Here is a 12,273-nt window from a genome sequence, read left to right as displayed (position 1 = left end):
CTGATACACGCCTGCGGGATACTGGCTGCATGAACACTCCTGCCCGGGTCATCGTTGTCGATGACGATGCCAGCATCCGTGACGCGATCGCCGACTGCCTGCTGCTGCATGGCTACCAGGTGCGCGTGGCAGCCGACGCTGCAGGCCTGGATCTCCTGCTGCTGAACGAGCGTCCGGACGCCATCATCCTGGACTGGATGATGCCCGGCGAGGACGGCCTGTCGGTGTGCCGCCGGCTGCAGGCGCGGGCCATCCCGATCCTGATGCTGTCGGCGATGGGGGCCACACCGGACCGCGTGATCGGCCTGGAAATGGGAGCGGACGACTATCTGGCCAAGCCCTTCGATCCACGCGAACTGCTGGCGCGGGTGCGTGCCCTGTTGCGCCGGCAGGACAAGCTGCGCGCCCAGGTCGCCAGCGAGCTGCGGTTTGCCGGCTGGCGATTGCTACCCGATCAGCGCCGCCTGTTCACACCCGATGGCCGTGAACTCGCGCTCAGCCGGGGGGAGTTCGCCCTGATGCTGGCGTTGGCCGAGCGCCCCGGACGCGTGCTGGGACGGGAGCTGCTGCTGCAGTTGACCCATGGCGAAGACAGCGACAGCGTCGACCGCGCCGTCGATCTGGCGATCAGCCGGCTGCGCCGCAAGCTGGGCCAGGCGGCTCCCGGCGCGGAAGCGCTTGTGCAGACGCTGCGCGGCGAAGGCTATCGCTTCGGCGCCGAGGTACATGTGCTGTGAGGGCTCGTTGGTCCACTGCACGCTGGATCGCGATGGTGGCCCTGGCCAGCCTGCTGCTGGCCACGCTGGTCAGCGTCGCGGTGGTGGGCTGGATGCCACGACCCGCACCGCCCCCCATGCGGCTGGACCAGGCCATGCAGGTCGTTCGTGGCGAACGGCCCGCCATGCCGCTGGGGCTGCATCTCGAAACCCGTGCGTCGCCGCCGCAGGGCAGCAGCAATGGCTGGCTCACCCACCTGGTTGCATCGCAGATGGGCCTGCCGCTGGAACACGTGCGGTTGGTCTGGAGTGGCCGCGGCAAGGCGCCTGATGTGAAGGTCATCGAAGGCGGCATGGAACTCGATGGAAATGCACGGACGGACGCGTTGCAGGCGCAGGTGTCAGTGCTGACCAAGATGCAGTGGTCACCCTTTGAACTGGCGGTGCGCCAAGCCGATGGCCGATGGCAGGTGGTCGGCAGCGACCACAGCGATCTGGCGGCGTGGCGCCGGCAGGTCGTGCTGGCGCTGGTAGCGGGGACCGTGCTGTTGGCACCCCTTGCCGCCTGGGCATCGGTCCGCCTGGGACGGCCGCTGCGGCGGCTGGCCGAGGCCAGTGCACAGGTCGAACTGCAGGACGGCACACCACTGCCGGACGACGGCCCACGCGAAGTACAGATGCTGGCCGCAGCGATCAGCACCGGGCGCGAGCGCCTGCGCGAACAGGCCCAGGACATGACGCGCATGCTGGCCGCAGTAGCGCACGACCTGCGCACGCCGTTGACCGGCCTGCGTCTGCGTGCGGAGTTCGCACCGCCGGCACAGGCCGCGCGGATGGTGGCTGACATCGAACGCATGGATACGATGATCGAGCAGGTGCTCGATTACGCACGCGGCGAACTGCAACCACTGCAGTTGCGGCCGCTGGATCTGGCCGCGTTGCTGGAGGAATGCGTGCACAGTGCTCTGCTGCGCGGCATCGAAATCTCCATCGAGGGACCGGATGCCCTGCCGTGGCGGGGTGACGCGCTCCTGCTGCGGCGGGCGATCGACAACCTCATCGACAACGCAGACCGCTACGCCGGTGCGGTAGACCTGCACGCCGCCATGGCAGGCAATCGGATGCAGCTGGATGTGATGGACCGCGGCCCGGGCATCGCCGAGGACGACCGCGCACGCCTGCTGCAACCCTTCCAGCGCAGCGAGAGCTCGCGCAGCCGCGCCACGGGTGGGACCGGCCTGGGCCTGGCGGTGGCGGCCAACGTCGCACGACGGCATGGGGGCGAGCTTCTGCTGCTGCAGCGTGATGGCGGCGGACTGATCGCACGCCTGCTGCTGGGGCCGGTTTCCTGATATCACCGGGATATTGGCGTGATGCATATGATATAGCATATGATTAGGCGCCTAATCATGTTGGATGGAGCCATGCTGGAAGCCAAGCACAGTGCCCTGCTGGATGAAGCGCAACGGCGCGGCCATACTGGCGTCGCGCAGCTGCGCCTGTGTTTCCAGCTGCTGTCGCTGTCATCGGCCATCGATCGCGACTGCGCCACACGCCTCGCGCCGCACGGGCTCAGTGAAGGGCGTTTCATCGTGCTTTTCCTGCTGCACGGTGCCGGTGGCACGCTGCCACCGCATGAACTGGCCGAGCGCGCAGGTGTCACCCGCGCCACGATCAGTGGCCTGATCGATGGCCTGCAGCGCGAAGGGCTGCTGCAGCGGCGCAGTGACGCCGAAGATGGCAGGCGCCTGCAGATCGTGCTGACCACACAGGGGAAACGCCTGGCCGAGGCGCTGTTCAACCAGCACACGCAATGGATAGGCGGCTTGTTCAGCGGATTGGACGCGGAAGAACAGCAGCAGTTGTCGCAGCTGCTGCACAAGGTCTGGCAGCACACCGATACAGGTCGTGGGGCATGAGCGGGCCCCTGACGGCTGAGCGATTGAATGCGCTCAACACTGGCAGCGTCGCCGCCAGCCACCTGGCCGAATGCCTGGCGGTGGATTTCGCTGCGCTGCTGCAGGCGGTGGCACCCGCACTTGAACATGACGCGCTGCACCGTATGCGCGATGCTGAAGGCAAGGGCATCACCCAGCGCATGGCCCTGGCTGCCCGGTTGCTGCGCGAAAGCGGGCAGGGCGCTCCTGAGCAATGGCAGGATCATGCGTCCGATTCCGTGCGTGGCTGGGCCTGCTACCTGATTGGCAGCGATGCCAGCGCAACGTTACCGGCCAAGCTGCGTGCGATGCGTCCGCTGGCCGATGATCCGCACTTCGGCGTGCGTGAGTGGGCGTGGCTCGCGCTGCGTGCAGATATCGTTGCTGCACCGTTGCAGGCGCTGGAGTGCCTGCAGCCATGGACGCAGGAAGCATCACCCTATCTGCGTCGTTTCGCCTGCGAGGCGCTGCGCCCGCGCGGCGTCTGGGCGACCCATATCGCGCTGTTCAAGCAGCACCCGGAACTTGCATCGCCGCTGCTTGAAGCACTGGCCAACGACCCGCAGCGCTACGTGCAGGACTCCGTGGGCAACTGGCTCAACGATGCCGGCAAGACCCAGCCGCGCTGGCTGCGCGATCTGTGCGCGCGCTGGCAGCGTGAACACGACGGCAGCGCCAACGCCTACATCCGCAGGCGCGCACTGCGCTCACTCCAACCCCGGTAGCGCCGGGCCGTGCCCGGCGGACATCTCAAGGAAGAACCCCATGTCCCACATCCTCATCGAGCTCTACACGGCCACCCCTGCCTGGACAGCGCTCCCGCCTGACCAGCGCACCGCTTTCTTCGCCCGCATCGGCGCCGGCATGCAACAGTTCGATCCGGCCCGCATCACGCCGGTGGCGATGGGCCGCGTGGCCGCGGATGCAGCGCACGGCGGCAGCGAGCAGTTCCATGCTGTCTGGAGGTGCGCGAGCCGGGAAGACGCCGACGCCCTGGTGGAAGGCATTGCCGCCACCGGTTGGCATCAGTACTTCGCCACCACCAATGTCGTCGGCGCGGACGATGGGATGGGGCAGCACCTGGCCGATCTGGCTGCCTTGTAGCGGCACCTCCGGACGCGCATGGCACATGCGCCTGTCACCCGGACGCGGTAAACAGTGCATTGCCCCTGTCCATCCGCACGGAAGTCGATCATGCAGAGCACGCTCCAGGTAACGCTGTACGGCCCGCTTGGCGACACCCCGGCGCTGCAGCTGCCGCAGGTGGAAGGGCCGTCGGTGGCGATCCCGGAACCGCTCCTGCGGCGGCTGGTGTCCGACCTTTACACCGCCCGTTCCCTGCTCAATCCCGAGCAGCTGGATGAGGCCCGGCAGGAACTGGGGCGCGTGCTGGAGCGCTGGGCCGACATCCATGAAGGCCTGCTGCTGGACGTGGAAGTGCATGGCAGATGAGCGACTTCGCGTGCCTGGCGCCGCATGGATGGCCCAGGTGCGCGACTCAATGAACCGCGCCCCCAGTTGCGGATGAAACATTTTGCACTGCGCAGAAGCTGTGCTATCAATAGAACCCATGAACGCAGCCCCCACCAGCTTTTACTGGTATTACTTTCCGAAGCCACTGGCGGAGGAAGGACTGCGCTCACCCTGAAGAAAGCTTCAGACGCATTCCCGAAAGCCGCCAGCGAACCTGGCGGCTTTTTTCATGCCGCCACGCTGGGGACCCCCAACGTTCCGGAGAACCCCCGCAATGCCCCCGCACACCGACGACCTGCGTATCCGCACCATAGAACCGCTGACACCGCCCGCCCAGCTGCTGGCGATGCTGCCGTGTGACGATGAAGCCTCCGACACCGTCAGCGCCTCGCGCGCGGCCCTGCACCAGATCCTGCATGGCCGTGACGACCGCCTGGCGGTGGTGGTCGGCCCGTGCTCGATCCACGACCCGCACGCCGCCATCGAGTACGCCCAGCGCCTGAAGCCGCTGCGTGACGCACTGGCCGGCGAGCTGGAAATCGTCATGCGCGTGTACTTCGAGAAGCCGCGTACCACGGTGGGCTGGAAGGGCCTGATCAACGATCCGGACCTGGATGGCAGCTTCAGGATCGACAAGGGCCTGCGCATCGCCCGTGGCCTGCTGCGCGACATCAACAAGCTGGGCCTGCCGGCCGGCGTCGAGTTCCTCGACGTGATCTCGCCGCAGTACATTGCCGATCTGGTGGCCTGGGGTGCCATTGGTGCGCGCACCACCGAAAGCCAGGTGCACCGCGAACTGGCCTCGGGACTGTCGTGCCCGGTCGGCTTCAAGAACGGCACCGATGGCAACGTGAAGATCGCCGCCGACGCGGTGGGTGCGGCCTCCAATCCGCATCACTTCCTGTCGGTCACCAAGCAGGGCGGCACCGCCATCGTGTCGACCACCGGCAACCCGGATTGCCATGTGATCCTGCGCGGCGGCAAGCAGCCGAACTACGATGCGGGCAGCGTTGCCGAGGCCTGCCAGGCGCTGGCCAAGGCCAAGCTGCCGACCCGCCTGATGATCGACGCCAGCCATGCCAACAGCCTGAAGAATCCGGACAACCAGCCGAAGGTGATCGAGGACATCGCCGTTCAGTTGGAAGACGGTGAACAGCGCATCGTCGGTGTGATGATCGAGAGCCATCTGGTCGGCGGCCGCCAGGAACTGGTGGAAGGCCAGCCGCTGGTCTACGGGCAGAGCATCACCGATGGCTGCATCGACTGGGACACCACCGTGACGGTGCTGGAGCGACTGGCTGCGGCCGTGCGCGCCCGTCGCGAAGTGAAGGTGTCCGAAGCAGCCTGATGGAAGCCGCCTGAGTGCGGCACGTGTGTGGATGGCGGCCAGCGCCTGCGGGGGTGCGGCCGCGATCAGGGTCGGTCGGAGTTGGAGGCCGATCCGTCCGCACCGGCGATGCGCCTGGCGCTGCGTATGTGCGACAGCGCCAGGTACATCGCCGGGGTGGTGATGCCGGTTTTTGCAGAGTCGAGCCATGCTCGACTCTACGAAGAGGCTCAATGCACTTCGTCGTGATACACGAACTTCGGCATTTCCCAGCGGTAGTGGATCGCCAGCAGGCGCAGTGCGAAGCCGCCGCCGAGGCAGCACAGGATCGCGGTGGCATCGGCCACGCCCAGGTGCAGCAGCAACAGGTAGGCCGCGCCGGTCAGCAGCGCGATGATCGCGTACAGCTCCTTCTGGAAGATCAGCGGCACCTCGTTGCAGAGGATGTCGCGCAGCACGCCACCGAATGCACCGGTCAGCATGCCGGCAATCAACACGATGGGCGTGGCGTGCCCAGCCTCACGCGCGATGGAGCAGCCGATCAGGGTGAAGGCGATCAGGCCCAGCCCGTCCAGCACCAGGAAGGTGCGGCGGAAGTGGTGCATCCAGCGCGCCACCCAGGTAGCGATCAGCGCCGCGCACACGGTGAAGCCCAGGTATTCGGGATGCTTCACCCAGCCCAGCGGGTAGTGGCCGAGCAGGATGTCGCGCAGCGAACCACCACCGAGGGCGGTGACGCAGGCGATCATGACCACGCCGAACAGGTCCATGCGGCGGCGGCCGGCGGACAGCGCGCCGGTCATGGCTTCGGCGGAAATGGCGATCAGGTAGATGATGGACAGCAGCATGGGGCAGGCTCCGGGCGCGGTGGGGCCGGCCATGCGCGACTACCGCCACTGCCTGCGCAATGACGGGATGACGATGACCGGTGCCGCTCCCGCTGTCCTTTTGCCTGAGAGTTCAGCGGCGTGGGCCGCGTGCCCCTTCGGCGGATCGTCCCGGGCATGCCCGGTGACCTCTCTCCAGCTCGGCGAGTCGAATGCATGGTTGGTGGGATTCCAGCCCACCGGCCTGAGCGATCATGGGAGCCTGCGCCTTCGGCGGGCGCCAGCGCGGCGCCTCTCTCCTGCATTCGGCCGCCAGTATATCCGCTGCAGTGCAGCACGGCATAATCCCGGCATGGCCCCGTCCCCCCGCCCGTGGTTCCTGTACCTGCTCGAATGCCGTGATGGCAGCTACTACGCGGGTATCAGCACCGACGTGGACGCACGCTTCGCCGCCCACCAGGCGGGCAAGGGCGCGCGCTACACCCGGGCCCGGCCGCCACTGCGCGTGCTGGCCGTGCGCGAATACCCGGACCGTTCCGCCGCCTCGCGCGCCGAATGGCAACTCAAGCAGCAGCCGCGCGAGCGCAAGCTGGCCTGGCTGCAGGCCTTGGACGCCCGGCTTCTGTAGAGCCGAGCCCGCGCTCGGCTGCTGTTCCGCCTGCCCGTTGCAGGACCCGGGCAGGGGCTCGGCCCTACGGTAGATCCACGCCATGCGTGGATAGGCCTTGTCCATGCCATGATCGCCGCACCCATCGACACATGGATCCGTCCGATGAAGAACCGCGGGATGTTGCTGTTGACTGCCTGCGTGGCCCTTCTGGCCTGCACCCAGGCACCGTCGCCACCGCCACTGCAGCATGGGCAGATCGGCACCGCCGCTGAGCTGGCCGCGTACGGCCCGAGCACACCCGAACCGATCCACCTGCGTCGTGACCGGGTCCCTCCCGATCTGGTCGATCTGATCCCGTTCGCGGAAAAGTGGGGGATCGGCGATGACGTGCTTCGCAACGAAATGCAGGAGCGCGCCACTGACGCGGAAAAGCAGGCATTGGCGGATGCGCTGGCGGGGCGCCATGCGCGCATCACCGCCTGGTTGGACAGCTTCCCGCAGGGGCAGCCCATGTCTGAAGAAGCCGCTGCGTTCATGTACATGCAGCTGGGCACCGACGAAATGCGCCTGATGCCGTAGATCCACGCCATGCGTGGATGCGGCTTGCACATGCCATGATCGTCCAGCCCTCAGCGCTGGAGACCCGGATGTCCACGATCGCCCTGCTGTTCGCCCTTTCCGCAGCCACAAGTCCTGCCGCCGACCCGGCCACCCTCGCGGCCATCGAAGCCACCTGCCACGACTATGTCGATGGCCAGCTGGAGGCCGACCCGCAGCGCGTCGCCCGTTCCCTGCATTCGGACCTGGCCAAGCGCGCGGTCCTCGGTGATACACCCGATGAGCGCCTTGGCCTGCGCCGGATGTCGAAGGAAGAACTGGTCTCGTTGACGAAGCAGGGCGCGTTGAAGACTCCGAAGGAGCAATGGGACCGCCGCTGCACGGTGCTGGACGTGACCGGCAACGCCGCCTCGGTGCGGCTGGAAACACCGTGGTTCGTCGATTACTTCCACATGGGGCGCTTCGGGCAACGCTGGGTCATCGTCAACGCGTTGTGGTACCCGAAGCCGAAGGCGCAGTGACCGATGCGTGCCGCGGCCCGGGCGTGGATCGCGCTGCTTCTGCTGTTGACCTTCCTGGCCCTGTTGCCGGGCCTGGTGTATCTGCTGGGATTGGTCGCGACCGAGGGCCGGCCGCAACCTGTCGATTCCGCGCGGAGCGGCGGCGCGTGTGGTGCTGCGAGCTACGCCCACCACGTACCGATGGATCCATGGCGATTCATGGCGCGCCACGTGGGAGTGAATGCGAAGGTGAACGTGCCCGATGTCGAACTCGAAGCTTCCTGGATCGCACGCGTCCACCTCGGGCACCATCCACGCCACAGCATGCTGCGCTGGCACCTGAGCTCGGCAGCATTGACCATCTGGATCACCCGGCACTGGTCGTCACGGCAGATCGCCGGCACGGCTCGGGCCCAAGGGTACTGCCCGCCCCGACCGTCGCATGGACGCGGATCAGACTGACCGCGCCTGCTGGGACAGGGTGCTCTGGTGATCCTGCTCCTCCTGCCGGGACCGCGCATCGGTCTGTCGATGTGCGTCATTCAGCGACTGCAGCTGCGCCAATGACGTGTCCACAGGAGTGGCAAATGCCTGCGCGGCCGGCATCTGTGCCCTGAGATGGGCCGGGTCGGACGGATCGCCCTGCACGACGAAGAGCGTTTCCGCCCTGCCATCCTGCGAAGGCGAGGCGCCCAGCACGACATGGTCGATGCGTGTCAGCCCGGCCTCGCGGGCCAGGCAGGTCGAACTGGCTGCAAGGCGTTGCGCGTTCTCGCCGAAAGGCTGGGCCTGGCTGTCTTCCAGGCGTCGTACCGCCTCCTCGGCCTGTTGCAGCAGCGGGTCGGAAAGCGCGGCACGCCGACGCTCCGGTTGTGCGGGTTCGACGTGCAGCAGCTGTTCGGGCATCCCGTTGCGCGGGGCGCGGTTGAGGTCGATGGAGCCGTCGGCATTCTGCTGGCGATGCAGTTCCGCACGCGGCACGGTGGACCACTGGCCATCGATGAAGGCGTGGCCGCGACCGTCCCGGTTCCAGATCACCAGATCATCGCCGGAGGCGTACAGGCCGGCGGTGGCCGGCGAGTTGCCTGCCGCCTGCGGGCGGCCCCAGGCATGTGAGCGCCCGTGCTGCAGGGCATCGAGGTAGGCCGGTGCCTCGGTGTTCTGCAGGAACAGGGTCTTGATCACCTCGTAACGATGCAGGGCCTCGGGATGTGCACGATCGGCGGCCAGCGCCACCGGGCTGGCCAGCGGGTCGGCGGAAACACCGGCGAACACATCGCGCATCGGATTGCCCGGCCCTGCGGCCCGCAACCGGTTGAAGACCTCGGTGCCCTTCAGGGCGTGCTCAACGCCGCTTTCCAGGTAGTCGGGCTGTTCCCTGCCGCGTACGACGCGGTTGGGAAGCATGCCGTCGATCCGTGTCTTGATGTCATCCACGCTGGCCAGGTCGCCGCTGGCAATCGATCGCAGAACGCCAGGATAGCGGCTCAACCCTGCCTGGTTCTCCAGCTTCATCAGCATGGTGGCGAGCTTGGCCTGGTCATCCAGCGACGCATGCTGGTACAGGTCGGTGCTGCGCAGCTGCTGCATCGCGCCGCCAGGATCCCGGCGGCCATCGCCGTGGCGGAGCAGGCGGTCGACCTGGCTGACATCGTGTGCATGCACGAACGCAACACCGCCGCTGGATGCGAGAAAGGTGTTCAGATGGCCGCGGATGTTCCCATCCAGGGCGCGCCCGTTCTGCGCCCTGATGCCGTCGCCATCGCGCTGCAGGTCGGAAACCGTCTGCTGCCGCTGGTGTGCATCAAGCTCCAGAGAGGGCTGCTGCTGGCGTGCCCAGCGCTGATAGGCGTCCACCAGCTGGGTCGCCACCTCCGGGTGCTGGCCCAGATCGATCTGCAGCGTGCCGATGGAGAAACCACTGTTGCCCACCGGCGTCATGACATTGCCGCTGATGTTGCCGGCGAAGGACAGCTGATAGGCCACATTGCGGCCGGCGTTGCTGCCCTCGGACGCCACGCCGATGGCGAAGTAGGCCAGTGTGCGCAGCTGCGCATCACTGAGCTGCGGGCGATCCTGCGGTGCCGTGCTCATGGGTTGTTCTCCCTGCCGTTGGCGGTGCGTCCACACAACTTCAGCGCTTCGCGCACGGATGCGATGAGGGCGACGTACTCGTCCGCTGCAGCCGGTGACATCCCGTCTGCAAGTTCGTCATCGCTGCGCGCGGCGTCCTCGGCATAGGGCGACAGTGCGGCCTGGCAGGCTGCGTTGTTTCCTGCCTCATGCTGGGCCGAAGCGATCGCCAGCCTGATGTCGGCGATCGTGCTCAATGGAAGCGTGTCCGCGCAGGACGCCTGGAGCGCTTCCAGCGTGCTGGCGGTGCCGGCGGCGGAATACGGCGCGGTCTTTTCAGCGGCCTTGCGCAGCGCGGCGGCAACGTTGTCCGTCATGCAGCGGTCGCTCACCACAAGGTAGTGGCCCTTGAATCCTCCGTTGCTGCCGCAGTAGGCGGCGCAGGCATCGCCCGTGCGCGTACCGATCTCGATGCCCTGGGCGGTAGGTTGCATCGTGAGCAGGCATTGCGCTGCGCCGGGTGCGGGATCCACCGCGACAGACTGCAGATCGTCGCCGAGCGTGCCCGCCAGGCTGCATCCGGCGCCGGAGGATTCAGTCTCCAGATGGAACTGCAGCGATGTGCTGCCAGGGCGTGCCTGAAGCAGCAGCTGTCCCCATCCTCGTTCGGTCGAGTAGGTACCGGGTGACAGGCGCGGAGAGGGTGCTGGCGAGGGGGCGGAGACTTCCGCCTGCGACTGCCCCGCAGGACAGCCGGAGAGCAGGGCGGCCGCGATCAGGGCGGGCAACCATTTCAGCAGGTCCATGCGGCTTCATTCCATGAGCGACCGGCTTACGCTAGCAGCCCGTGCGTGAAGGCCGCCGGGGCCCGGGGCCTAGCGCCTGGGCCGCCGGTCGTCCTGGTCATCGCCGAAGATGATGCGCGCGCTGCGCTGGTAGCTCCAGTACGCCACCGCCCAGTTCAGCAGCACCACGATGCGGTTGCGGAAGCCGATCAGGAAGAATACGTGCGCGGCCAGCCAGAACCACCAGGCCAGGATGCCCGACAGCTGCAGTCGGCCCAGGTGCACGATGGCGGCCATGCGGCCGATGGTGGCCAGGTTGCCGTAGTCGGCGTACTTGAACGGACCGGGTTCGGGCTTGCCGTGCAGGCGAGCGCGGATGACCTCGGCCACGTACTTGCCCATCTGCTTGGCCGCGGGCGCCACGCCGGGCACCGGCTTGCCGTTGGCCTGGTTCAGTGCGGCCAGGTCGCCGGCCACGAACAGCTCGGGATGACCAGGCAGGGTCAGGTCCGGTTGCACCTGCACGCGTCCGGCGCGGTCCAGCGGCACGTCCAGCGTGCGCGCCAGCGGCGAAGCGGCCACGCCGGCGGCCCACACCACGGTGCGTGCCGGCACGAACTGATCGCCGAGCTTGAAACCCTGGCTGTCGATGTCGCTCACCGGGGTACCCGTCAGCACTTCCACGCCGAGCTTTTCCAGCTGCCGGCGTGCCTTCAGCGACAGCACTTCCGGGAACGAGGACAGTACGCGCGGGCCCGCCTCGACCAGCCGCACCTTGGCGCTGGCCGGGTCGATGTGGCGGAATTCATTGCGCAGCGTATGCCGCGCGATTTCGGCCAGGGTGCCGGCCAGCTCGACGCCGGTAGGGCCGCCGCCGACGATGGCGAAACTCAGCCACGCCGCTTTCTTTGCCGGGTCCGGTTCGGCCTCGGCGCGTTCGAAGGCCAGCAGCAGCTTGCGGCGAAGCGCGATGGCATCGTCCAGCGTCTTCAGGCCGGGCGCATCATCGGCCCATTGGTCGTTGCCGAAGTAGGCATGGGTGGCGCCGGTGGCCAGCAGCAGGCTGTCGTAGTCCAGCGCGCTGCCATCGGCCATGCGGATCTGCCGGGCCTGCTTGTCGATGGCCACCACTTCGCCCAGGCGGACTTCCACATTGCGCTGGTGGCCGAGGATGTGGCGCAGCGGTGCGGCGATATCCGGCGCGGACAGGCCTGCGGTGGCCACCTGGTACAACAGCGGCTGGAACAGATGATGGTTGCGGCGGTCGACCAGGGTGATGCGTATGCGCTCGCGTGCCAGGGCACGGGTGGCCCAGAGACCGGCAAAACCGCCGCCGACAACGACCAGGTGGGGAACGCGCTCACGACTCATCGACTCACTCCAGTGGGGGCATTGGGGGAAGCGCCTGGCATCTTCTCACGGCGACCGCCTGTCACGTCAGCGCCCGCGTGGATCGGCGATACTCGG

The 12,273-nt window shown here is 67.4% G+C and carries 15 protein-coding genes and 2 riboswitches; of the genes, 11 read left to right on the top strand and 4 right to left on the bottom strand.

Annotated elements, in window-relative coordinates; genetic code table 11:
- Nucleotides 1-29 precede the first annotated feature (29 nt).
- The 7 genes from AC5P88_RS06875 (at nucleotide 30) to AC5P88_RS06845 (ending at nucleotide 5,474) form a co-directional block, all read left to right on the top strand.
- Complete coding sequence (locus tag AC5P88_RS06875) at nucleotides 30-737, top strand: response regulator transcription factor (protein ID WP_495224662.1); 708 nt, start codon at nucleotides 30-32, stop codon at nucleotides 735-737.
- Nucleotides 738-769: 32 nt separating this feature from the next.
- Nucleotides 770-2,068: a sensor histidine kinase gene (locus AC5P88_RS06870; protein WP_495224702.1), complete on the top strand. Its 1,299-nt coding sequence runs from the start codon at nucleotides 770-772 to the stop codon at nucleotides 2,066-2,068.
- Between the two features lie 72 nt (nucleotides 2,069-2,140).
- Entirely contained in the window at nucleotides 2,141-2,635 is a 495-nt protein-coding gene (locus tag AC5P88_RS06865) for a MarR family winged helix-turn-helix transcriptional regulator (protein ID WP_106548917.1), read from the top strand.
- Entirely contained in the window at nucleotides 2,632-3,378 is a 747-nt protein-coding gene (locus AC5P88_RS06860) for a DNA alkylation repair protein (RefSeq protein WP_495224661.1), read from the top strand. Before AC5P88_RS06865 ends, AC5P88_RS06860 begins: the two co-directional genes overlap by 4 nt.
- Nucleotides 3,379-3,418: 40 nt before the next feature.
- The gene (locus AC5P88_RS06855) at nucleotides 3,419-3,757 is read left to right on the top strand and encodes a DUF6616 family protein (RefSeq protein ID WP_111113012.1); all 339 of its coding nucleotides are present in this window, start codon (nucleotides 3,419-3,421) and stop codon (nucleotides 3,755-3,757) included.
- Nucleotides 3,758-3,847: 90 nt separating this feature from the next.
- Complete coding sequence (locus AC5P88_RS06850; RefSeq protein WP_049426991.1) at nucleotides 3,848-4,105, top strand: hypothetical protein; 258 nt, start codon at nucleotides 3,848-3,850, stop codon at nucleotides 4,103-4,105.
- A 295-nt stretch (nucleotides 4,106-4,400) separates the two neighbouring features.
- On the top strand, nucleotides 4,401-5,474 hold the full coding sequence (locus AC5P88_RS06845) for a 3-deoxy-7-phosphoheptulonate synthase (RefSeq protein ID WP_053509967.1): 1,074 nt from the start codon (nucleotides 4,401-4,403) through the stop codon (nucleotides 5,472-5,474).
- A gap of 209 nt (nucleotides 5,475-5,683) precedes the next feature.
- Here the strand turns inward: AC5P88_RS06845 and AC5P88_RS06840 are convergent, their stop codons facing one another.
- A complete protein-coding gene (locus tag AC5P88_RS06840; RefSeq protein ID WP_495224660.1) occupies nucleotides 5,684-6,301 on the bottom strand; it encodes a trimeric intracellular cation channel family protein in 618 nt (205 codons plus the stop codon).
- 84 nt (nucleotides 6,302-6,385) lie between these two features.
- Nucleotides 6,386-6,489: riboswitch (glycine riboswitch) on the bottom strand.
- A gap of 13 nt (nucleotides 6,490-6,502) precedes the next feature.
- Nucleotides 6,503-6,592: riboswitch (glycine riboswitch) on the bottom strand.
- Nucleotides 6,593-6,632: 40 nt separating this feature from the next.
- Between AC5P88_RS06840 and AC5P88_RS06835 the strand changes: the two genes are divergently transcribed.
- From AC5P88_RS06835 to AC5P88_RS06820, 4 genes are all read left to right on the top strand, one after another.
- Nucleotides 6,633-6,908: a GIY-YIG nuclease family protein gene (locus AC5P88_RS06835; protein ID WP_495224659.1), complete on the top strand. Its 276-nt coding sequence runs from the start codon at nucleotides 6,633-6,635 to the stop codon at nucleotides 6,906-6,908.
- Nucleotides 6,909-7,067: 159 nt separating this feature from the next.
- Nucleotides 7,068-7,469 carry a hypothetical protein gene (locus tag AC5P88_RS06830; RefSeq protein ID WP_459047344.1) on the top strand — a complete coding sequence of 134 codons (402 nt, stop codon included), beginning with the start codon at nucleotides 7,068-7,070 and terminating at the stop codon, nucleotides 7,467-7,469.
- 68 nt (nucleotides 7,470-7,537) lie between these two features.
- Nucleotides 7,538-7,969 carry a nuclear transport factor 2 family protein gene (locus AC5P88_RS06825; protein WP_495224658.1) on the top strand — a complete coding sequence of 144 codons (432 nt, stop codon included), beginning with the start codon at nucleotides 7,538-7,540 and terminating at the stop codon, nucleotides 7,967-7,969.
- A gap of 3 nt (nucleotides 7,970-7,972) precedes the next feature.
- Nucleotides 7,973-8,410: a hypothetical protein gene (locus AC5P88_RS06820; RefSeq protein ID WP_495224657.1), complete on the top strand. Its 438-nt coding sequence runs from the start codon at nucleotides 7,973-7,975 to the stop codon at nucleotides 8,408-8,410.
- Here the strand turns inward: AC5P88_RS06820 and AC5P88_RS06815 are convergent.
- From AC5P88_RS06815 to AC5P88_RS06805, 3 genes are all read right to left on the bottom strand, one after another.
- A complete protein-coding gene (locus AC5P88_RS06815) occupies nucleotides 8,402-10,042 on the bottom strand; it encodes an XVIPCD domain-containing protein (protein ID WP_495224656.1) in 1,641 nt (546 codons plus the stop codon). The genes AC5P88_RS06820 and AC5P88_RS06815 overlap by 9 nt on opposite strands.
- Entirely contained in the window at nucleotides 10,039-10,827 is a 789-nt protein-coding gene (locus tag AC5P88_RS06810; RefSeq protein ID WP_495224655.1) for a hypothetical protein, read from the bottom strand. The genes AC5P88_RS06815 and AC5P88_RS06810 overlap by 4 nt, the downstream gene beginning before the upstream one ends.
- A gap of 69 nt (nucleotides 10,828-10,896) precedes the next feature.
- Nucleotides 10,897-12,177 carry an NAD(P)/FAD-dependent oxidoreductase gene (locus tag AC5P88_RS06805; RefSeq protein WP_495224654.1) on the bottom strand — a complete coding sequence of 427 codons (1,281 nt, stop codon included), beginning with the start codon at nucleotides 12,175-12,177 and terminating at the stop codon, nucleotides 10,897-10,899.
- Nucleotides 12,178-12,273: the final 96 nt, after the last annotated feature.

It is taken from the genome of Stenotrophomonas sp. YJH_SMC_8 (assembly GCF_059371315.1).
This window is presented reverse-complemented; position numbering and strand designations above follow the sequence as displayed.

Bases quoted from the DNA above. Each gene is read 5' to 3' on its own strand.
- AC5P88_RS06875 (WP_495224662.1), top strand. From the start codon at position 30: ATGAACACTCCTGCCCGGGTCATCGTTGTCGATGACGATGCCAGCATC.
- AC5P88_RS06870 (WP_495224702.1), top strand. From the start codon at position 770: ATGGTGGCCCTGGCCAGCCTGCTGCTGGCCACGCTGGTCAGCGTCGCG.
- AC5P88_RS06865 (WP_106548917.1), top strand. From the start codon at position 2,141: ATGCTGGAAGCCAAGCACAGTGCCCTGCTGGATGAAGCGCAACGGCGC.
- AC5P88_RS06860 (WP_495224661.1), top strand. From the start codon at position 2,632: ATGAGCGGGCCCCTGACGGCTGAGCGATTGAATGCGCTCAACACTGGC.
- AC5P88_RS06855 (WP_111113012.1), top strand. From the start codon at position 3,419: ATGTCCCACATCCTCATCGAGCTCTACACGGCCACCCCTGCCTGGACA.
- AC5P88_RS06850 (WP_049426991.1), top strand. From the start codon at position 3,848: ATGCAGAGCACGCTCCAGGTAACGCTGTACGGCCCGCTTGGCGACACC.
- AC5P88_RS06845 (WP_053509967.1), top strand. From the start codon at position 4,401: ATGCCCCCGCACACCGACGACCTGCGTATCCGCACCATAGAACCGCTG.
- AC5P88_RS06840 (WP_495224660.1), bottom strand. From the start codon at position 6,301: ATGCTGCTGTCCATCATCTACCTGATCGCCATTTCCGCCGAAGCCATG.
- AC5P88_RS06835 (WP_495224659.1), top strand. From the start codon at position 6,633: ATGGCCCCGTCCCCCCGCCCGTGGTTCCTGTACCTGCTCGAATGCCGT.
- AC5P88_RS06830 (WP_459047344.1), top strand. From the start codon at position 7,068: ATGTTGCTGTTGACTGCCTGCGTGGCCCTTCTGGCCTGCACCCAGGCA.
- AC5P88_RS06825 (WP_495224658.1), top strand. From the start codon at position 7,538: ATGTCCACGATCGCCCTGCTGTTCGCCCTTTCCGCAGCCACAAGTCCT.
- AC5P88_RS06820 (WP_495224657.1), top strand. From the start codon at position 7,973: ATGCGTGCCGCGGCCCGGGCGTGGATCGCGCTGCTTCTGCTGTTGACC.
- AC5P88_RS06815 (WP_495224656.1), bottom strand. From the start codon at position 10,042: ATGAGCACGGCACCGCAGGATCGCCCGCAGCTCAGTGATGCGCAGCTG.
- AC5P88_RS06810 (WP_495224655.1), bottom strand. From the start codon at position 10,827: ATGGACCTGCTGAAATGGTTGCCCGCCCTGATCGCGGCCGCCCTGCTC.
- AC5P88_RS06805 (WP_495224654.1), bottom strand. From the start codon at position 12,177: ATGAGTCGTGAGCGCGTTCCCCACCTGGTCGTTGTCGGCGGCGGTTTT.